The 20189-nt window shown below is 72.6% G+C and carries 17 protein-coding genes and 1 rRNA gene (1 of these 18 cut by a window edge); 5 read left to right on the top strand and 13 right to left on the bottom strand.

Features of this window, described 5'->3' with window-relative positions; all coding sequences use genetic code 11:
• A 16S ribosomal RNA gene (locus ACLIN4_RS19600) occupies positions 1-280 on the bottom strand; it reaches 1248 nt to the left of the window's first position.
• Positions 281-1111: 831 nt separating this feature from the next.
• Between ACLIN4_RS19600 and trpS the strand changes: the two genes are divergently transcribed.
• Positions 1112-2137, top strand: a complete 1026-nt coding sequence (gene trpS / locus ACLIN4_RS19595; protein WP_411576059.1) for a tryptophan--tRNA ligase — start codon at positions 1112-1114, stop codon at positions 2135-2137.
• 19 nt (positions 2138-2156) lie between these two features.
• Here the strand turns inward: trpS and proC are convergent, their stop codons facing one another.
• The 7 genes from proC to ACLIN4_RS19560 form a co-directional block, all read right to left on the bottom strand.
• Positions 2157-2969: a pyrroline-5-carboxylate reductase gene (gene proC, locus ACLIN4_RS19590; RefSeq protein WP_100048913.1), complete on the bottom strand. Its 813-nt coding sequence runs from the start codon at positions 2967-2969 to the stop codon at positions 2157-2159.
• A 225-nt stretch (positions 2970-3194) separates the two neighbouring features.
• A complete protein-coding gene (locus ACLIN4_RS19585) occupies positions 3195-3980 on the bottom strand; it encodes an ABC transporter permease (RefSeq protein WP_107479746.1) in 786 nt (261 codons plus the stop codon).
• Positions 3977-4798 (bottom strand): ABC transporter ATP-binding protein, encoded by an 822-nt coding sequence (locus tag ACLIN4_RS19580; RefSeq protein WP_381943156.1) that lies wholly within the window; start codon positions 4796-4798, stop codon positions 3977-3979. The genes ACLIN4_RS19585 and ACLIN4_RS19580 overlap by 4 nt, the downstream gene beginning before the upstream one ends.
• 32 nt (positions 4799-4830) lie before the next feature.
• Entirely contained in the window at positions 4831-5634 is an 804-nt protein-coding gene (locus ACLIN4_RS19575) for a class I SAM-dependent methyltransferase (RefSeq protein ID WP_411576058.1), read from the bottom strand.
• Between the two features lie 48 nt (positions 5635-5682).
• On the bottom strand, positions 5683-6186 hold the full coding sequence (locus ACLIN4_RS19570; RefSeq protein WP_307652367.1) for an EamA/RhaT family transporter: 504 nt from the start codon (positions 6184-6186) through the stop codon (positions 5683-5685).
• 80 nt (positions 6187-6266) lie between these two features.
• Positions 6267-6962 (bottom strand): DUF4232 domain-containing protein, encoded by a 696-nt coding sequence (locus ACLIN4_RS19565; RefSeq protein WP_411576057.1) that lies wholly within the window; start codon positions 6960-6962, stop codon positions 6267-6269.
• Positions 6963-7110: 148 nt separating this feature from the next.
• Complete coding sequence (locus ACLIN4_RS19560) at positions 7111-7434, bottom strand: SH3 domain-containing protein (RefSeq protein WP_381943162.1); 324 nt, start codon at positions 7432-7434, stop codon at positions 7111-7113.
• 180 nt (positions 7435-7614) lie between these two features.
• Between ACLIN4_RS19560 and ACLIN4_RS19555 the strand changes: the two genes are divergently transcribed.
• Entirely contained in the window at positions 7615-9789 is a 2175-nt protein-coding gene (locus tag ACLIN4_RS19555; protein WP_411576056.1) for a serine/threonine-protein kinase, read from the top strand.
• Between the two features lie 28 nt (positions 9790-9817).
• Here the strand turns inward: ACLIN4_RS19555 and ilvD are convergent, their stop codons facing one another.
• The 4 genes from ilvD to ACLIN4_RS19535 all read right to left on the bottom strand — a co-directional run bounded on the left by ilvD (position 9818) and on the right by ACLIN4_RS19535 (position 14391).
• Complete coding sequence (gene ilvD, locus ACLIN4_RS19550; protein ID WP_107479742.1) at positions 9818-11671, bottom strand: dihydroxy-acid dehydratase; 1854 nt, start codon at positions 11669-11671, stop codon at positions 9818-9820.
• A gap of 120 nt (positions 11672-11791) precedes the next feature.
• Complete coding sequence (locus ACLIN4_RS19545; protein WP_411576055.1) at positions 11792-12403, bottom strand: TetR family transcriptional regulator; 612 nt, start codon at positions 12401-12403, stop codon at positions 11792-11794.
• On the bottom strand, positions 12400-13239 hold the full coding sequence (locus ACLIN4_RS19540) for a sugar phosphate isomerase/epimerase family protein (protein ID WP_100048923.1): 840 nt from the start codon (positions 13237-13239) through the stop codon (positions 12400-12402). Before ACLIN4_RS19540 ends, ACLIN4_RS19545 begins: the two co-directional genes overlap by 4 nt.
• A 219-nt stretch (positions 13240-13458) precedes the next feature.
• Positions 13459-14391, bottom strand: coding sequence for a Ppx/GppA phosphatase family protein (locus ACLIN4_RS19535; RefSeq protein WP_100048924.1), 933 nt, complete (start codon positions 14389-14391; stop codon positions 13459-13461).
• A 71-nt stretch (positions 14392-14462) separates the two neighbouring features.
• Between ACLIN4_RS19535 and ACLIN4_RS19530 the strand changes: the two genes are divergently transcribed.
• Positions 14463-15287: a hypothetical protein gene (locus tag ACLIN4_RS19530; protein WP_107480548.1), complete on the top strand. Its 825-nt coding sequence runs from the start codon at positions 14463-14465 to the stop codon at positions 15285-15287.
• A 100-nt stretch (positions 15288-15387) separates the two neighbouring features.
• On the opposite strand, the gene ACLIN4_RS19525 is transcribed toward ACLIN4_RS19530, so the two are convergent.
• The gene (locus tag ACLIN4_RS19525) at positions 15388-17163 is read right to left on the bottom strand and encodes a BACON domain-containing protein (protein WP_411576054.1); all 1776 of its coding nucleotides are present in this window, start codon (positions 17161-17163) and stop codon (positions 15388-15390) included.
• 360 nt (positions 17164-17523) lie between these two features.
• Here ACLIN4_RS19525 and radA point away from each other — a divergent pair, with 360 nt between their 5' ends.
• Both radA and disA read left to right on the top strand, forming a co-directional pair.
• On the top strand, positions 17524-18933 hold the full coding sequence (radA, locus tag ACLIN4_RS19520) for a DNA repair protein RadA (protein WP_269955562.1): 1410 nt from the start codon (positions 17524-17526) through the stop codon (positions 18931-18933).
• An 81-nt stretch (positions 18934-19014) separates the two neighbouring features.
• The gene (gene disA / locus ACLIN4_RS19515) at positions 19015-20139 is read left to right on the top strand and encodes a DNA integrity scanning diadenylate cyclase DisA (protein WP_029394644.1); all 1125 of its coding nucleotides are present in this window, start codon (positions 19015-19017) and stop codon (positions 20137-20139) included.
• Positions 20140-20189: the final 50 nt, after the last annotated feature.

The following is a 20189-nucleotide window of genomic DNA, read 5'->3' as shown; positions in this document are numbered from 1 at the left end:
CCGTCGTCGCCTTGGTGAGCCATTACCTCACCAACTAGCTGATAGGCCGCGGGCTCATCCTGCACCGCCGGAGCTTTCGAACCTCGCAGATGCCTGCGAGGGTCAGTATCCGGTATTAGACCCCGTTTCCAGGGCTTGTCCCAGAGTGCAGGGCAGATTGCCCACGTGTTACTCACCCGTTCGCCACTAATCCCCACCCGAAGGTGGTTCATCGTTCGACTTGCATGTGTTAAGCACGCCGCCAGCGTTCGTCCTGAGCCAGGATCAAACTCTCCGTGAATGTTTACCGGTAATCCGGTGCACACACACGAGAGCGGAACGCCGGGAGGAATAGTCCCGACGTTCACAGCGTCCTCGCTGTGTTTTTCAAAGGAACCTCAACCCGATCGAACCGATCAGGTCGGGGTATCAACATATCTGGCGTTGACTTTTGGCACGCTGTTGAGTTCTCAAGGAACGGTCGCTTCCTTTGTACTCACCCTCTCGGGCTTTCCTCCGGGCGCTTCCCTTCGGTCTTGCGTTTCCGACTCTATCAGATCTTTCCGATCCGATTTCCTCGGTGCTTTCCAGGTTTTCGCTTTCGCGTTTCCCTTTCCGGCGGTTCCGACTCTATCAGATCCTCTCGGGCTCTGATTCCCCGTCAGAGGGGGTTGTCTTCCCGGCTGTTGGGCCGTTCCGACGGAGTGAGACTTTAGCGGATTCCCGGCCTCCGAGCTAATCGGGGGCCGCGTCCTGTCGGACATGGATTCCTCATTCCGTAAATACACGCACCGACAACACGACGACGTCGACAACGCGACAGCTCGTCGAGAAGTGGTTGGTACTTGCGGAATCGCTGTCCGGGGACCGACCGGGGTCGGCGCTCACGTCGGACAACTCGGAGAACACTACGAGTGCGGGTACGGCGTGTCAAATCCCGGGCACGGCCGTCCGTCGAGGCGTAGTGTGGAAGGCGTGATGACGCGTACGTGTACTCAGCTCTGGTGGGCCGCCTGACGGCGGCCGTACACACGTATGCACTCAACGGCCGCCGCTTCGGCGGCCGTTCTCGTATCTCCCTCCAGGAGGGGCGGCCGGCGGATGGCGGCGGTCCTGACCAGGAGGTGGAGAGATGACGCGGGTCTTCAGCGGGGTCAAGCCGACGGGGCATCTGACGCTGGGGAACTATCTGGGTGCCATGCGGCAGTGGGCCGCGGTGGACCAGCATCGGTCGGACGCGCTGTTCTGCGTCGTGGACCTGCACGCACTGACCGTGGACCACGATCCGGCGCGGGTGCGCAGGCTGAGCCGGCAGGCGGCGTCCCTGCTGCTGGCGGCCGGGCTGGACCCGGAGCGGTGCACGGTGTTCGTGCAGAGTCACGTGGACGAGCACGCGCGGCTGTCGTACCTGCTGGAGTGCGTCGCCACCGACGGGGAGATGCGGCGCATGATCCAGTACAAGGAGAAGGCGGCGCGGGAGCAGACGCGGGGCGGGAGTGTGCGGCTGTCGCTGCTGACGTATCCCGTGCTCATGGCGGCCGACATCCTGGCCTACGGGGCGGACGAGGTGCCGGTCGGGAACGACCAGACACAGCACGTGGAGCTGGCCCGGGATCTCGCCGTGCGGTTCAACCAGCGGTACGGGCACACGTTCGTGGTGCCGCGGGCCACCAGTCCGGGGGTGGCGGCTCGGGTGATGAACCTGCAGGATCCGGCGTCGAAGATGGGCAAGAGCGACGACGTCGGGCCGGGGATCGTCTACCTGCTCGACGAAGCGGACGTGGTGCGGAAGAAGGTCATGCGGGCCGTGACCGACAGCGGGCGGGACGTCGTGTACGACCGCGAGGCGCGGCCGGGTCTCGCCAACCTGCTGGAGATCCTCGCCGCCTGCACGGGCGGGGAGCCGGTGGAGCTGGCGGGTGCGTACGACTCGTACGGGGCGTTGAAGAAGGACACCGCCGAGGCCGTCGTCGAGGTGCTGCGGCCCGTGCAGGAGCGGCACAAGGCGCTGTGCGCGGATCCCGGGTACATGGAAGGGGTGCTGCGGGCGGGCGCGGAGAGGGCTCGGGGCATGGCCCGGCCGACCGTGGACGCCGCCTACCGGGCGATCGGGTTGCTGCCCCCAGTGGCGGAGGCAGCTGCGGACGCGGTCCGGTAGGCGCGGGTTCGGGCCGCTCTCAGTCCTTGGTGCCGGAGGCCAGTTCGCGGCTGCGGTCGCGGGCGGCTTCCAGGGCGGCGATGAGGGCGGCTCGGACGCCGTGGTTCTCGAGTTCGCGGATGGCGTTGATGGTGGTGCCGGCGGGGGACGTGACGTTCTCGCGGAGCTTGACCGGGTGTTCGCCGCTGTCGCGGAGCATCTTCGCGGCGCCGATCGCGGACTGGACGATCAGGTCGTGGGCCTTGTCGCGGGGCAGGCCGAGGAGGATGCCGGCGTCGGTCATGGCTTCGACCAGGTAGAAGAAGTACGCCGGGCCGGAGCCGGAGAGGGCGGTGCAGGCGTCCTGCTGGGACTCGGGGACGCGCAGGGTCTTGCCGACGGCGCCGAAGATCTCCTCGGTGTGGGCGAGGTGGTCGGCGGTGGCGTGGGTGCCTGCGGAGATGACGGACATGGCCTCGTCGACGAGGGCCGGGGTGTTCGTCATGACGCGGACGACCGGGGTGCCGGGGGCGAGGCGTTCCTCGAAGAAGGCGGTGGGGATGCCCGCGGCGCCGCTGATGACCAGGCGGTCGGCGGGGATGTGGGGGGCGAGTTCGTCGAGGAGGGTGCCCATGTCCTGCGGCTTGACCGTGAGGATCAGGGTGTCGGCGGTCTTGGCGGCCTCGGCGTTGGTGACGGGGGTGACTCCGTGGCGGGCGCGGAGTTCGTCGGCGCGTTCCTGGCGGCGGGCGGTGACCAGGAGGTCGGCGGGGTCCCAGCCGGCTCCGATCATTCCGCTGAGCAGGGCTTCGCCGATCTTGCCGGTGCCGAGGACGGCGACTTTCTGGGTCATGGGTTCGGTGCCCTCCGGTGCGCTGTCCGTTCTTGCGTGCGTCGTCGTCATCCTCGCATTCAGGGGGGTGCGGAGGGGGTTGCGTCCAGTCCGCGGGACGGTGGTGGTGGGGGCCGATGGGGGTTTTCGCCCCCGCCGCCCGTTCCCTTTCCGTCCCTGGGGGCTGCGCCCCCGGATCCCCCTATTCGGCCTGGACGGGCTCGTCCTCAAACGCCGGACGGGCTGTTATGCCGTTCGGCGTTTCAATGTCGCCGCGCCCAGGGTCAGGACCAGCAAGGCGCAGCCGGCGACGATCAGGGTGTCGCGGACGAAGGCCGCGGTCATGTCGGTGTGGCGGAGGACCTCGTTCATGCCGTCGACCGCGTAGGACATGGGCAGGACGTCGGAGATCGCCTCCAGGGCCGGGTGCATGTCGTCGCGCGGGGTGAAGAGGCCGCAGAGGAGGAGCTGGGGGAAGATCACGGCCGGCATGAACTGCACCGCCTGGAACTCGGAGGCCGCGAAGGCCGAGACGAAGAGGCCGAGGGCCGTGCCGAGGAGGGCGTCGAGGAGCGCGACCAGGAGCAGGAGCCAGGGGCTGCCGGTCACGTCGAGGCCGAGGAGCCAGAGCGCCAGGCCGGTCGCGAGGGCCGACTGGACGATGGCGAGGGTGCCGAAGGCCAGGGCGTAGCCGGCGATCAGGTCGCCCTTGCCCAGGGGCATGGCGAGGAGGCGTTCGAGGGTGCCGGAGGTGCGCTCGCGCAGGGTCGCGATGGAGGTGACCAGGAACATCGTGATCAGCGGGAAGATCCCGAGGAGCGAGGCGCCGATGTTGTCGAAGGTGCGCGGGCTGCCGTCGAAGACGTAGCGCAGCAGGAAGAGCATCAGGCACGGGATCACGAGCAGCAGCGCGATCGTGCGGGGGTCGTGGGCGAGCTGGCGCAGGACGCGGGTCGCGGTGGCCGTGGTGCGGGAGAGGGTCAGGGGGCGGGTGGGTGCCGGGCGCGTCTCCGTGGAGGTGGGGGTGGTCATCGGGTGGTCTCCTTCGGGCGGGTGGTGCGGGCGTGCGCCGCCGCCTCGTCGACCAGGTGCAGGAACGCCTCCTCGACCGTGTCGGCGCCGGTGCGGGTGCGCAGGGCGTCGGGGGTGTCGTCGGCGAGGATCTCGCCCTCGCGCATGAGGAGGAGGCGGTGGCAGCGCTCGGCCTCGTCCATGACGTGGGAGGAGACGAGGAGGGTGGTGCCGCGGTCGGTGGCGAGGGCGTGGAAGAGGGTCCACAGGTCGCGGCGGAGTACGGGGTCGAGGCCGACCGTGGGTTCGTCGAGGATCAGGAGTTCCGGGGTGCCCAGGAGGGCGACGGCGAGGGAGACGCGGTTGCGCTGGCCGCCGGAGAGGTCGCCGGCGAGGGCGTCGGCGTGGGTGGTGAGGTCGACGTCGGCGATGGCCCGGGTGACGTCCTCGTGGCGGCGGCCGGAGGCGGCCCGGCCGGGGGCGAGTACCGCGGCGAAGTAGTCGAGGTTCTGGCGGACAGTCAGGTCGTCGAAGACCGACGGGGCCTGGGTGACGTAGCCGATGCGGGTGCGCAGGGTGGGGTGGCCGGCGGGGCGGCCGAGGACGTCCAGGGTGCCGGTGACCTTGGCCTGGGTGCCGGCGATCGCGCGCATGAGCGTCGACTTGCCGCAGCCGGAGGGGCCGAGGAGGCCGGTGATCCGGCCCCGGGGGACGGTGAAGCCGAGGCCGCGCAGGACGGTGCGTGGGCCGCGGACGACGGTGAGGTCCCGGGCCCGGACGGCGGGTGGGGCGGGGCCGGTGGCCGCGTCGTCGGGCGGCGGGGAGGAGTAATTCATCATGTGATGAATACTGCTCCCGGCCCGGGGCGGCGTCAAGCGGTCACGGGTGCCCTGGCGAGGAGGAGGACGACGACGTACGTCTCCTCGACGACTCCGTCCGGGAAGACGTCCAGGAGGTGCCGGCGCTCGTCGGCCAGGAAGGCCGCGCGGCGTTCGTCGGTGTCGGTCAGGAAGACCGAGTGGCTGGCGACGTTGGCCAGGTGGACGTCGACGGGGACGCGGCGGCTCCAGCGGATCTCGCGGCGGGTGAGGCCGAGGCGGCCGTCGGGGTCGGCGGTGCCCGGACCGACGTTCCGTTTCTCGGCGGAGAGGTCGAGGCCGAAGTGGCGGTCGATCCGCCGGGCCGCGGCGGCGATCCAGGGGACGTCGAGGGCCTCGGTGTTCCACCACAGCGCCAGCGCGCCGCCCGGACGCAGCACGCGCAGCGCCTCCGGGACCGCCAGGGCGGGGTCGGTCCAGTGCCAGGCCTGGGCGTAGGTGAGGAGGTCGGCGCTGTGGTCGGCGAGCGGGAGGGCGTCGCCCTTGCCCCGGACCAGCGGCACGTCGGGGAGGGTGCGGCGGAATTCGGCGGCCATGCCTGCGCCGGGTTCGACGGCGATCACGTGGGCGCCGCGCGCGTGCAGTCGGGCGGTGGCGATGCCCGTACCGGCGCCGACGTCCACGACGCGGGAGCCGGCCAGGGGGCGGCCGGCGAGTTCCTCCAGCGCGTCGAAGAGGGCAGGCGGGTAGGAGGGGCGGTTGGCGGCGTACTGGGCCGCGGCCGCGTTGAAGGAGTGGGCCCGGGCGGTGTGGGTGGCGGACCGGGCCGACGGTGGGGTGGCGCCGTGTGTCGTCATACGGCCATGGTGGCCCGGAGGGTTGTGGGGGGCGGGGCGTTTTTCCGGCTAGCGGCGGCGGCGCTTCTTCGAAGGGTTGCCCGAGCGGCGGGTGGTGCGCTTCTCGTACTCCTCGCGGGCCTTGTCGTACTCCTCGCGGTGCAGTTTCTCGCCCGGGGCCTCGGTGAAGGTGCGGAAGAAGTAGGCGAGGAGCGAGCCGACGAATCCGATGGCCAGCAGGCCGCGGAGGGAGGACTGGCGGTCGGGGTCGGGGCGGGTGCCGAAGGCGGACCAGGTGTGGCGGAAGGCCAGGGCGCTGCAGACCGCGAACATCACGATCATCAGCAGCGAGACGAAGCCGCCGATGTCGGCGATCTGGAGGCCCTGGTAGGCGATGCGGAGGACGAAGCAGGCGGCGGCCGCCGCGGCGAGGGAGCCGACGGCGAGGCCGATCCGGCGGGCGGTGTAGCCGTTGTCGTGGTGCACCCAGGTCGTGCCGTAGAACCGGAGGGGTTCGGGGCGGGGACCCGCGGGGGTGTCCGGGCTGCCGGTCTTGCCGTTCTCTGCGCTCACGGGTCGATTATGGCGCCGGTGCGGCGCGGGCCCCGGGCGGGCCCGGCACACCGGACGGGGCTCGTGGGAGCCGGAGTGCGTCAGCCGCCCTGGCCGGCGCTGCCGAGCGGGCCGACCTGCACCGGGGTGCCGGAGCCGTCCGTGACGGGCAGCGTTGCCCCGCCCGGCCAGTCGAGGGTGACCGACTTGGTCTCGTCCGGCGGGGTCACCACGAGCCCGGTGATGCGGACGCCGGAGCCGCCCGAGTCGTTGATCGGGTAGGTGATGCCGAAGGTGGTCCGCTCCCCGTCCTTGAGGACGACCAAGGGGGCCGGCTCTCCCGTGCGCTCGGCGGACAGGGTGCCGGAGTTCGTCTTCAGGTCGACGCCCGCGTGGCCCGCGAGGGAGCAGTCCCGGCCGCCGCCGTTCTTCAGGTCCACCGCGACGGTGCCCCGGTCGTCGCCGCCGACCGTGGCGTCGATCGCGGTGATCTCCAGCTCGTCGGTGCGGCACTTCGCGGCCTTGCCGTTCTCGTCCGTGCCGCCGGTGGCGCCGGTGCCGCCGGTGCCGCCCGTGCCGTCGCTGCCACCGGTGCCGGCGGGGGTCTTCCTCTCGGAGTCCGTGCCGCCCTGCTGGTCCGAGCCGGTCGAGCCCGAGCCGCCGGTCGAGGAGGACGCGGTGGAGGCGGCCGGCGGGGCGGCGCCCTGGTCCGTGCCGGCGTCGTCGTTCTGGCAGGCCGTGAGCGAGAGGCCGGCGGCGAGGGCCATGGCGGCGATGGTCAGCTTGTGAACGCGCATCGTTGTCTACCTCAGAGTCGGTTGGCGTGCCGGTCCGTCCGCCCGTCGGTGCGGGCGGGCGCTGCTGACCACCAAGAGCCGTTCGGCCCGGCACGCCGTTCCCCTCGGCAACCTCCTAAGACGTCCCCAGGACAGCCCTGTTACAAGGTCAGCAGCGAGGGGCCACGTAACCGTCGCTGCCCGTGCGGACGTACGCGTCGGAGACGTACTGGCCGCTGCCGATGTTGTCCCAGATGCTCGAGGTGCCGTACGGGCCCGACACCCGGGTGCCCGGCGTCTGGCAGTTGATCTGCACCCTCGCCCCCTCGGACAGGACCCGCACGACGGAGTAGCCGGTGCCGGGGCCGCTGCGGACGTTGAGCCGGTAGCCCGGCGCCACCGGGTAGGAGCCGGCGGCGGCCAGCGTGGTGATGGCCTCCGTGGTCGCGTTCTCGCCCTCGCCCGCGGCGTCCGTGATCTGGTCGACAGACATGAAAAACTCCCCCGTTCACCCCACGAGTGTCGTGGGGACGCGTTGATTCCCCTGGAGCAAGCCACGAAACACCAGTTCGTAGCTCGCACGCGGAGGCTAGCAAGCCTCCTCGGCCCCGTCGGAACCATCGACTAGGCTCCGAGCGTCGCGCGCGCGAACGAACAGCACGGGGGTGGTTCCATGGCGCCGCAGCCGAACACCGGAGCGGACGCGGAAGCGGAACTTCCGGAGTACGCCGGTCACTACCGCCTGGAGTCCTGTCTCGGCTCGGGTGGGATGGGGGTCGTGCACCTGGCCCGGAGCACCTCCGGGATGCGGGTGGCGGTGAAGGTCGTGCACGCGTCGTACGCCAAGGACCCCGAGTTCCGGGGGCGCTTCCGGCAGGAGGTGGCCGCCGCGCGGCGGGTGAGCGGGGCCTTCACGGCGCCGGTCGTCGACGCCGACCCGGATGCCGGGCGGCCCTGGATGGCCACGCTGTACATCCCCGGTCCGACGCTTTCCGAGCAGGTGAAGCGGAACGGGCCCATGGATCCGGCCCAGTTGCGCCGGCTGATGGCCGGGCTCGCGGAGGCGCTGCGCGACATCCACCGGGTCGGGGTCGTGCACCGGGACCTGAAGCCGAGCAACGTGCTGCTCGCCGAGGACGGGCCGAAGGTCATCGACTTCGGCATCTCCCGGCCGAAGGACAGTGAACTGCGGACGGAGACAGGGAAGTTGATCGGGACGCCGCCGTTCATGGCGCCCGAGCAGTTCCGGCGCCCCCGGGAGGTGGGGCCCGCCGCCGACGTGTTCGCGCTCGGGTCGCTCATGGTGCACGCGGCGACCGGACGCGGGCCGTTCGACTCCGACAGTCCCTACGTCGTCGCCTACCAGGTCGTGCACGACGAACCCGACCTGACCGGCGTACCGGAGTCGCTCGCGCCGCTGGTGCTGCGGTGTCTCGCCAAGGAGCCCGGCGACCGGCCCACGCCGGACGAGCTGATGCGGGAGCTGCGGTCGACGGCGGCGGCGTACGACACGCAGGTGTTCATACCGGCACAGCGGGCGGAACGGACCGAGGCCCCGCGGGAGGCCGGTCCGGAACCTGCCTCTGAGGCTCCCGCCGAACCGTCCGAACCGTCCGAACCGTCCGGGCGGTCCGGGCGGCCCGGGCAGTCCGGACAGTCCGGGCGGGTCGTGCGGCGGCTGGGGAAGCGGTCGGCGCTCGTCGCCGGGGCGGTGGGGCTCGTGGTGACCGGGAGCCTCGTGGCCGTGCAGGTGTTCGGCGGTGCCGAGCCCGCGGGCACGCCCACCGCGCAGAGTTCGTCGGGCGGGTTCGGGGCGTGGGAGGTGGCGCCCGTGGCGAGCGGCGGCGGGATGCCGCAGTGCTCGTACGCGGACCGGCGGCTGTTGTGCGCGCGCCCCGGGGTGGTCTTCGCCCTCGACCCGGCCGACGGCGGCACGCTGTGGCGGCACCCCGTCGAGGAGGCCGTGCGCGACGAACCGCCGGTCGTGTCGGGCGGGCTCGTGCAGCCCGAGGTCGGCCTGCTGGGCCCGCTGGAGGCGCTCGACCCCGCGACGGGTGAGCCCGCGTGGCAGGAGGACATGCCCGCGTACGACGGACTGCGCACCGTCGGCGACATGCTGCTGCTCACCCGCGCCGACGGGATGGTCACCGGCGTCGACAGCGCCTCGGGGCGGACGAAGTGGGCGCACCGGATCCCCGGGCAGGCGGTTCCGTACTTCACCTCGTTCCCCGGGGAGCGGCGGCCGGCGGCGTACGCGACGAGCCCGAGCGCGGACGGGCAGCGGACCCGGGTCACCGCGGTGGACCCGGCGAGCGGGGACGTGCGCTGGGAGACGGAGCTGGCGGGCGAGCTGAAGCCCGTGGGGGCCGCGGACGGTTCCGTGTTCCTCGCCGTCGAAGGGGCGACCTACGGCGGCGTCACGACCGTGGTCCGCTACACGCCCGCCACCGGGGCGGCCCGGCGGGTGACGCTGCCGATCCCGGTGGAACAGGCCCAGGCCGGGGTGCGCGGGGACACCGTGTACCTCATGGGCGCGGGCGGCTCGCTGGTCGCCGTGGACATGGCGGCGGGGAAGCAGGCGTGGCGGCTGGAGACGGGCGTGAGCCGGGGCTCGGCGCCGGTCTCCGACGGTCGGCACGTGTACGTCACCGCGCCCGACGGGCGGCTCCTCGGCGTCGACGCGCGCGAGGGCAGGCTCCTCGGGCAGACCCGGCCCCGGCTCGGCCCCGACTCCGACAAGGTGCCCGCGTCACTGCCGGCCCCGCTGCTCGCGGGCGGGTACGTGTACGCCGGGGCGCCGGACGGGACGGTGTTCGGGGTGGCGGGGCGGGACCCGGGGGCCTGGTAGGCCGCCGCCCCGGGTCCCCCGGTGGGCCTCAGCCCAGCTTGCTCACGTCGCGCACGGCGCCCTTGTCGGCGCTGGTCGCCATCGCCGCGTACGCCTTCAGGGCCGCGGAGACCTTGCGGTCGCGGTTCTTCGGCGCGTACCGGCCGTTCAGGGCCTGCTCGCGGCGGGTCAGCTCGGCGTCGTCCACGAGCAGCTCGATGGAGCGGTTCGGGATGTCGATGCGGATGCGGTCGCCGTCCTCGACGAGGGCGATGGTGCCGCCGGCCGCCGCCTCCGGCGAGGCGTGGCCGATGGACAGGCCGGACGTGCCGCCGGAGAAACGGCCGTCGGTGACCAGGGCGCAGGCCTTTCCGAGGCCGCGGCCCTTCAGGTACGAGGTCGGGTAGAGCATCTCCTGCATGCCGGGGCCGCCCTTGGGGCCCTCGTAGCGGATGACGACGACGTCGCCCTCCTTGACCTGCTGGGTGAGGATCTTCTGGACGGCCTCCTCCTGCGACTCGCAGACGACGGCCGGGCCCTCGAAGGTCCAGATCGACTCGTCGACGCCGGCGGTCTTGACGACGCAGCCGTCGACGGCGAGGTTGCCGCGCAGGACCGCGAGGCCGCCGTCCTTGGAGTAGGCGTGCTCGACGGAGCGGATGCAGCCGTTCTCGGCGTCGTCGTCCAGGGAGTCCCAGCGCTCGGACTGGGAGAAGGCCTCGGCGGAGCGGACGCAGCCGGGGGCCGCGTGCCACAGCTCGACGGCCTCCTGGGAGGGCGAGCCGCCGCGGATGTCCCAGGTCTTCAGCCAGTCGGCCAGGGACGGGCTGTGGACGGAGTGCACGTCCTCGTTGAGCAGGCCACCGCGGTGCAGTTCGCCGAGGAGGGCGGGGATGCCGCCCGCGCGGTGCACGTCCTCCATGTAGTACGTGCGGTCCTTGGCGACGTTCGGCGCGACCTTGGCGAGGCACGGGACGCGGCGCGAGAGGGCGTCCATCTCGGTGAGGCCGTAGGGGACCTCCGCCTCCTGGGCGGCGGCCAGCAGGTGCAGGATCGTGTTGGTCGAGCCGCCCATCGCGATGTCGAGCGCCATGGCGTTCTCGAAGGCCGCGGGGGTGGCGATGTTGCGGGGCAGGACCGAGTCGTCGTCCTGCTCGTAGTAGCGGCGGGTCAGGTCCAGCACCGTGCGGGCGGCGTTCTCGTAGAGCGCCTTGCGGGCGGTGTGGGTGGCCAGCACCGAGCCGTTGCCGGGGAGGGAGAGGCCGATGGCCTCGGTCAGGCAGTTCATCGAGTTGGCGGTGAACATGCCGGAGCAGGAGCCGCAGGTCGGACAGGCGTTCTCCTCGATGCGGAGGATGTCCGCGTCGGAGATCTTCTCGTTGACCGCTTCCGACATGGCGTCGACCAGGTCGAGCGTGCGGACCGTGCCGTCGACCAGGGTGGCGCGGCCGGACTCCATCGGGCCGCCGGAGACGAAGACCGTGGGGATGTTCAGCCGCAGGGCGGCGTTGAGCATGCCCGGGGTGATCTTGTCGCAGTTGGAGATGCAGATCAGGGCGTCGGCGCAGTGGGCCTCGACCATGTACTCCACGCTGTCCGCGATCAGGTCGCGGGAGGGGAGGGAGTAGAGCATGCCGCCGTGGCCCATGGCGATGCCGTCGTCGACGGCGATCGTGTTGAACTCGCGCGGGATGCCGCCGGCCGCGGTGACCGCCTCGCTGACGATCCGGCCGACGGGCGCGAGGTGGGTGTGGCCCGGCACGAACTCCGTGAAGCTGTTGGCGACGGCGATGATCGGCTTCCGCCCGATGTCCGCGCCGGGTACACCGGAGGCACGCATAAGGGCGCGGGCGCCCGCCATGTTGCGGCCGTGGGTGACTGTGCGGGACCTCAGTTCGGGCATCGTCGCTCGCTCCTTCGGAGAGTTATGACTGCCGTCGAGCGTACGCCCGTCTTCCAGGGGTCGGGACGGGGTGTCCGGAATGCGGGATGCGCGTCTCGTCGGCGATGAACGGAAGTGACCTCAGGGGCCGGTGAGGTGCCCCTGTACGACCGGTGCGAGGCGGGCGACCAGCTCCTCCGGGTCGGCCGAGGCCAGCGGCTCCACCTTGATCACGTAGCGGAGCATCGCGCACCCCACCAGCTGCGCCGCCGCCAGCTCGACGCGCAGCTCCGCGTCCGGCCCCTCCAGCCGGGCCGCGAGGCGCCGCATCACCTGGGCGGCGATCAGACGGCGGAAGACGGCGGCGGCGGTCTCGTTGTTCACGGCGGAGCGGACGATGGCCAGCACCGGCTTGCGGGTGGTCGGGTTCTCCCACACGCCGATGATGAACCGGGTGAGCCGCTCGCCGACGTCGTCGAGGGGGCCGTCGCCGATCGCGTCCGGGGCCTGCAGGGCCGGTGCGAAGGCGACCTCGATGGCCGCCTCGAAGACCTGCTCCTTGGTGCCGAAGTAGTGGTGCACCAGTGCCGCGTCGACGCCCGCCGCCTTGCCGATGCCGCGCACCGACGTCTTCTCGTAGCCGCGCTCGGAGAACTCCTCGCGGGCCGCGGCGAGGATGCGGGCCCGGGTGTCGGAGGACTCGCTGCGCGGGGGGCGGCCCCGGCGCCGGGTCCCCTCCGGGGTTCCGCTCACCGTCCCCGCGCCTTCGCCGCCGACGCGGACGACGCCAGGTGCAGGCGGGCGAAGGCCAGCGCCTCGGCGAGATCGGCCTCACGTTCGGCGCTGGACATCGCGCGACGGGTGTTGACCTCGATGACGACGTGGCCGTCGTAGCCGGTGTGCGCGAGGCTCTCCAGCACCTCGGCGCAGGGCATGTTGCCGCGGCCGGGGACCAGGTGCTCGTCCTTGGCGGAGCCCTTGCCGTCGGCGAGGTGGACGTGGCCGAGGCGGTCGCCCATGCGGTCGACCATGGCGAGGGCGTCGGTGCGGGAGGTGGCGGCGTGGCTGAGGTCGATCGTGAAGTGGCGGTAGTCGTCCTTCGTCACGTCCCAGTCGGGGGCGTACGCCTGCATCTCGCGGTCGCGGTAGCGCCAGGGGTACATGTTCTCGACGGCGAACCGCACGTCCGTCTCGTCCGCCATCCGCCAGATGCCGTCCACGAAGTCCCGGGCGTACTGGCGCTGCCACCGGAACGGCGGGTGCACGACCACGGCGCTCGCGCCGAGCTTCTCGGCGGCGGCCCGGGCGCGCTGGAGCTTGGTCCAGGGGTCGGTGGACCAGACTCGCTGCGTGATGAGCAGGCAGGGGGCGTGCACGGCGAGGATCGGCATGCGGTGGTAGTCGCTGAGTCTGCGCAGGGCGTCGATGTCCTGGCTGACCGGGTCCGTCCAGACCATGACCTCCACGCCGTCGTAGCCGAGGCGCGCGGCGATCTCGAAGGCCGTCGCCGTCGACTCCGGGTAGACGGAAGCCGTCGACAGGGCGACCTTCGCATCCGGGATGCGGACTACGTCCCTTGGTTCTGCCACGGGGGCCAGGGTACGGGGTGGGGGTGGGAAGCCGTGGGGTGGCTGCGCGCCGTTGTGGTGCTCGGCACACGGCGGGTGCGGCTGTGGGGGTCGGTACACGGCGGGTGCGGCTTTCCCCGTGGTGGCTCGCGTCCGCGCGGCGGCGCCGCGCATCGCCACATCGCCATATCCCCGCACCCCCGCGCCCCCGCGCCCCGCGCCCCGCGCCCCGGCTGGGCGCTATCCCTGGCCCATGTGGTCCAGGCGCCGCAGGATCACGCCCTCCCTGAGGGCCCACGGGCAGATCTCCAGGCTCTCCACGCGGAAGAGGTCCATCGCACCCTCGGCGACCAGGGCACCGGCCAGGAGCTGGTTCGCGCGGCCCTCGGAGACGCCGGGGAGTTCGGCGCGCTCGGCGGTGGTCATCGCGGCCAGGCGGGGCACCCATGCCTCCAGGGAAGCCCGCTTCAGCTCGCGCTGGACGTACGGGCCCTCGGCGGAGCGGGCGGCGCCGGAGATGCGGGCCAGCTGCCGGAAGGTCTTGGAGGTGGCGACCACGTGGTCCGGGGCGCCGAAGCGGCTGAACTCGCCGACCGTCCGGGCGATCTCCGTACGGACGTGGCGGCGCAGCGCCCTGACGTCGTCCGGGTCGGGCGGGTCGCCGGGCAGCCGGGCGGCGGTCAGCCGGCCCGCGCCGAGCGGCAGCGACACGGCGGTGTCGGGCTCCTCGTCGATGCCGTAGGCGATCTCCAGGGAGCCGCCGCCGATGTCGAGGACCAGCAGCTTGCCGGCGGACCAGCCGAACCAGCGGCGGACAGCGAGGAAGGTGAGCCGGGCCTCCTCCTCGCCGGTGAGGACCGTCAGCTCGACGCCGGTCTCGGTGCGCACGCGCGCCAGGACGTCGTCGGCGTTGGTCGCCTCGCGCACGGCGGAGGTCGCGAACGGCAGGAGGTCCTCGACGCCCTTGTCCTCGGCGGCCCGCAGGGCGTCGTGGACGACCGCGATCAGCCGGTCGACGCCGTCGGGGCCGATGGCGCCGTCCTCGTCGAGGAGCTGGGCGAGGCGCAGGTCGGCCTTGTGCGAGTGCGCGGGCAGCGGGCACGCGCCGGGGTGCGCGTCCACCACCAGCAGGTGCACCGTGTTCGAACCCACGTCGAGGACACCGAGTCTCATGTACGGAACGCTACTGCCGACGGGGCGGACGGCGGCACCGTGTTCCCGCCCGGGCGACTTACCCTGGAGCCGTGCCAAAGACGAAGAAGGCGAAGGACGACAAGTCGGCCAAGCGGGAAAAGAAGCACAAAATGGGCGACGAGAAGGGGCTCGACTTCGCACGCGCGTGGGTGGAGTTTCCGGATCCCGCGGACGACGAGCAGGTCTTCCGCTGCGATCTGACATGGCTCACCTCTCGCTGGAACTGCATCTTCGGCAGCGGCTGCCAGGGCATTCAGGCGGGCCGCGCGGACGACGGGTGCTGCTCGCTGGGCGCGCACTTCTCCGACGAGGACGACGAGAAGCGGGTCGCCGAGCACGTGGCGAGGCTCACGCCGGACATCTGGCAGCACCACGCCGAGGGCACCCGGGACGGGTGGGTCTCCGAGGACGACGAGGGCTCCCGGCAGACCCGGCCCTTCCAGGGCTCGTGCATCTTCCAGAACCGGCCGGGGTTCGCGGGCGGTGCGGGGTGCTCGCTGCACATCCTGGCGCTCAAGGAGGGCCGGGAGCCGCTGGAGACCAAGCCGGACGTGTGCTGGCAGCTGCCGGTGCGGCGGACGTACGAGTGGATCGACCGGCCCGACGACACGCGCGTGCTCCAGGTGTCGATCGGTGAGTACGACCGCCGGGGGTGGGGTCCGGGCGGGCACGACCTGCACTGGTGGTGCACCTCGGCGACGTCGGCGCACGGCGCGGGCGACCCGGTGTACGTGTCCTACCGGCCGGAGCTGATCGAGCTGATGGGCAAGGCGGGGTACGACCGGCTGGTCGAGCTGTGCGAGGAGCGGCTGGCGTCCCAGCTGCCGCTGCTGGCGCCTCATCCGGCGGATCCGGTCCCTCGGCCGGGCAACTGACACCGCCGGCACCGGGGCCGCCTGCATCGCGGGCGCCTGCACGCGGCCACCGGCATCGTCGACGTCCGCATCACGGACGCCGGGAGCAGGGGCCGTGGGGCTAGGAGGTGGACGGGGTCGGGCCGTCGCCGTCGCTCGGGGGCGGTGAGGAGCCGCCGTCCCGGTCCGTGCCTCCGGGGTCGCCCGTGCCGTCCGTGGGCGACGGGTCGCCGGTCGGGGGCGGGGTCGGGTCCGGGGAGGTGGGCGGCGGGTCGTCCGTGGGCGTCGGGTCGGGGGGCTGCGAGGTGGACGGGTCCGGGTCGGGGCCCGGGTCGGACGGGGGCGGGGAGTCGTCGGGGGTGCTGGGGCGCGGGCCCGGGTGGGACGGGCTGGGCGCGGTGCCGTAGCCCTGGATGGAGACGACTGCGCCGGCGGGCGAGACGGCCACTCGGGCGCGCCAGTGGCCGGAGGGCTCGCGCAGGTGATCGACGTACACCCTGATCGTCAGTGACTCGCCGGGACGCAGGGTGCCGGAGGACTGGCTGAGGTAGAGCCAGGACGCGCCGGTGGTCGCGGACCAGCGCACCGCTGCGTCGCCGGTCGCGGTGAGCGTGACCAGGGTGGTGTCGCCGTCGTGACCGGCCGCCACCTCGAGGTGACCGGTGCTCTTCCCGCCGGCGCCGGAGACGCTGACGACCTCGACGGAGACGTCGGCCTTGCCGTTCTCGTCGAAGCGGGGGCCGGGGGTGGTGCGGGCGTTGCCGGTGTTCTCGTAGCCGTGGCCGCCGCCCGCGGACTCGCCGTCCATGGCGCCGGGGTCCTGCGCCTCGGTGGCGCTGGCCGAGCGGCCGTCCTCGCCCTCGACGACCGGGGTGCCTCGGTAGGCGGCCCACAGGGCGAGCACGGGGGCCGCCACGACGGTGGCGACGACGGTCGTGGTGACGGCACGCGCGCGCAGGCGGTCCCGGCGGGCCGCGCGGTCCCTGGGGTCCATCGGGAAGCCGCGGCGGTCGAAGCGGGGGACCGCGCCCCGCGCGCGCGGGACGTGCGTCATGGCCACGTGCAGCGCCGCGCGGGGGGCCTCCAGGACGGGCAGCTCCGCGGGGGTCACGCTGGTGCCGGGCCAGTGGCCGGGGATCGCGCGTTCGGCGGTGCGGCGGCAGCGGGGGCAGTCGTCGACGTGCCGGACCAGCTCGCGGCGCAGCGCGGTGCTCAGCACGTACTGGTTGTCGCCGGTGAGGCGGGCCACGCCGGGGCAGGTGCCGGTCTCCACCACGGCGAGGGCGGCGCGGGTGCGCTCCACCTCGCAGGCGGCGGAGGCGAGCAGTTCGCGGGCGGCGGCCAGGTCCATGCCGAGGACGGCGGCGACCTCGTGGGCGGCGAGGTGGTGGCGCACGGCGAGTTCGAGGGCCTCGCGCTGCTCCGGGGTGGTGCCGGCGGCCTCCGGCCAGGCGAGGAGGGCGAGTTCGCGGCGGTGGTTCTCGTCGTGGTCCGCGCTGTCGGCCGTGCCTCTGCCCTTCGGCTGTTGCCCGGGTCCGCGTGGGTCGGGGCGGCCTGCCGCGTGGCTGCTCGGACGTTTCTGCTTGGCCTCGGCGAGCTTGCGCAGGCAGGCCCAGCGGGCCAGCGCGTACAGCCAGGCCCTGCGGTCCGCGGCGGAGTCGGGGCCGCGGTGGCCGCGGCGCTCGGCGAGTGCGAGGGCGTCGCCCAGGGCGGCGGTCGCGGCGTCGTGGTCGCAGAGCACGGACAGGCAGTACGTGAACAGGCCGTCCAGATAGGCGTCGTAGCGCGCGGGCGGTCGCTCCGCCAGCGTGCGCGCCGCGGTGCGGTCACGCGCTTCCCGGTGCGCCCGGTGTGCGCCGGTCGTGCGGGTCGTGGTCTCCGTACTGCTGCTCATCACTCGGCGACCGTAGGGGGCTATGGGTGGCGCGAACTGGCGCGTTGGGCACTTTTAACCCGTACGGGTGAAACGATCCCTCATAAGGGGACAGGAAGCTGTTGTTCCGCGAATGGGGCAGGGTGGTCGGTGGTCCGTTCGGGGTGGTGCGGGTGGGGTTCCGGTGGCGCGGGCGCGGGTTCGGCGGGGCGCGGGTGGGGTTCCAGCGGCACGGGCTCGGGTTCGGCAGGGGTACTGGTCCGGCGGGGGTACGGGTCCGGCGGGGCGCGGGTGGCGCGTTCGGCCGCTCCGCGGGGCGGGTGTCCCGCGGCCGGCGTCACCGCCGCCGGGGGCGTTGTCAGTGGGGCCGGTTACGGTTCGTGCATGGCTGCCCGTGCGAAGACCAGCAAGGAACGGCCGTCCTACCGCTGCACCGAGTGCGGCTGGCAGACGGCCAAGTGGCTCGGCCGCTGTCCCGAATGCCAGGCATGGGGCACGGTCGAGGAGTACGGCGCGCCCGCGGTGCGGACGACCACGCCGGGGCGCGTCACCACCTCCGCGCTGCCCATCGGCCAGGTCGACGGGCGGCAGGCCACCGCCCGCCCCACCGGTGTGCCCGAGCTGGACCGGGTGCTCGGCGGCGGGCTCGTGCCCGGCGCCGTGGTGCTCGTCGCGGGTGAGCCCGGCGTCGGGAAGTCGACGCTGCTGCTGGACGTCGCGGCCAAGTCGGCCAGTGAGGAGCACAAGACGCTCTACGTCACGGGCGAGGAGTCGGCGAGCCAGGTGCGGCTGCGGGCCGACCGGATCAAGGCCATCGACGACCACCTGTACCTCACGGCCGAGACCGACCTCGCGGCGGTGCTGGGGCATCTGGACGCCGTCAAGCCGTCGCTGCTGATCCTCGACTCCGTGCAGACGGTGGCCTCCCCCGAGATCGACGGTGCGCCGGGGGGCATGGCGCAGGTGCGCGAAGTGGCGGGGGCGCTGATCCGGGCGTCGAAGGAACGCGGGATGTCCACCCTGCTGGTCGGGCACGTCACGAAGGACGGGGCGATCGCCGGGCCGCGCCTGCTGGAGCACCTGGTGGACGTGGTGCTGCACTTCGAGGGGGACCGGCACGCGAGGCTGAGGCTGGTGCGGGGCGTCAAGAACCGCTACGGCACGACCGACGAGGTCGGCTGCTTCGAGCTGCACGACGAGGGCATCACGGGGCTGGCCGACCCCAGCGGACTGTTCCTGACCCGGCGTGCCGAGCCGGTGCCCGGCACCTGTCTGACCGTCACCCTGGAGGGTCGCCGGCCGCTGGTGGCCGAGGTGCAGGCGCTGACCGTCGACTCCCAGATCCCGTCCCCGCGGCGCACGACGTCCGGACTGGAGACCTCCCGGGTGTCGATGATGCTGGCGGTGCTGGAGCAGCGGGGACGGATCAGTGCCCTGGGGAAGAGGGACATCTACTCCGCGACGGTCGGGGGCGTGAAGCTGTCCGAGCCGGCCGCCGACCTGGCGATCGCCCTCGCCCTGGCGAGTGCCGCGAGCGACACCCCGCTGCCCAAGAACCTCGTCGCGATCGGCGAGGTCGGCCTCGCCGGCGAGGTGAGACGGGTCACGGGCGTGCAGCGCAGGCTCTCCGAAGCGCACCGCCTGGGCTTCACGCACGCCCTCGTGCCGGCCGACCCCGGCAGGGTCCCCGACGGCATGAAGGTCCTGGAAGTCGCGGACATGGGGGACGCCCTGCGGGTGCTTCCGCGCTCGCGTCGGCGAGAGGCCCCACGGGAGCAGGAGGACCGCCGGTAGACTTTGCCCTGGTCTCGCCCGTCCGTACGACCGAGTGTGCGACACGGGAGTGCCAGAAGAACCTGCGACCGGAGGAGTGCAGTGGCAGCCAACGACCGGGCAGCAGCTCCCGGAAAGTCCGGTGGGAGTGCCGGTGCCGATGGCCTGATGCGCGCCTCGCTGAGCGCGGTGGCGCCCGGCACGCTGCTGCGGGACGGCCTGGAGCGGGTCCTTCGCGGCAACACCGGTGGTCTGATCGTGCTGGGCTCCGACAAGACCGTCGAGTCGATGTGTACCGGCGGTTTCGTGCTGGACGTGGAGTTCACCGCGACGCGGCTGCGGGAGCTGTGCAAGCTGGACGGCGGCATCGTGCTGTCCTCGGACCTGTCGAAGATCCTGCGGGCGGGGGTGCAGCTGCTCCCGGATCCGACGATCCCCACGGAGGAGACCGGCACCCGGCACCGTACGGCGGACCGGGTCAGCAAGCAGGTCGGGTTCCCCGTGGTCTCCGTCTCGCAGTCCATGCGGCTGATCGCGCTGTATGTGGACGGGCAGCGGCGGGTTCTGGAGGACTCCGCCGCGATCCTGTCGCGGGCCAATCAGGCGCTGGCCACGCTGGAGCGTTACAAGCTGCGGCTGGACGAGGTCGCGGGCACGCTGTCGGCGCTGGAGATCGAGGACCTCGTGACCGTCCGGGACGTCTCGGCGGTCGCGCAGCGGCTGGAGATGGTGCGCCGGATCGCGACCGAGATCGCCGAGTACGTGGTCGAGCTGGGCACGGACGGGCGGTTGCTGGCGCTCCAGCTGGACGAGTTGATCGCCGGTGTCGAGCCGGAGCGGGAGCTGGTCGTGCGGGACTACGTGCCCGAGCCGACCGCGAAGCGGTCCCGTACGGTCGACGAGGCGCTGGCCGAGCTGGACAAGCTGAGCCATGCCGAGCTGCTCGAACTGTCCACGGTGGCACGGGCGTTGGGGTACACCGGGTCGCCCGAGACGCTGGACTCCGCGGTGTCGCCGCGCGGGTTCCGGCTGCTGGCGAAGGTGCCACGGCTGCCGGGCGCGATCATCGACCGGCTGGTGGAGCACTTCGGCGGCCTGCAGAAGCTGCTCGCCGCGAGCGTGGACGACCTGCAGACGGTGGACGGCGTCGGTGAGGCGCGTGCGCGCAGCGTCCGGGAGGGGCTGTCGCGGCTGGCGGAGTCGTCGATCCTGGAGCGTTACGTCTGAGGTGAGTGAACGCAAGCCGTGATGGAGTGACTTATCGGATGAGCAGTGGG

The sequence above is a fragment of the Streptomyces mutabilis genome (genome assembly GCF_046628145.1).
Classification (GTDB): Bacteria; Actinomycetota; Actinomycetes; order Streptomycetales; family Streptomycetaceae; genus Streptomyces; species Streptomyces mutabilis.
The sequence above is the reverse complement of the archived record's forward strand: the minus strand, read 5'-3'. Positions and strand labels throughout refer to the sequence as shown.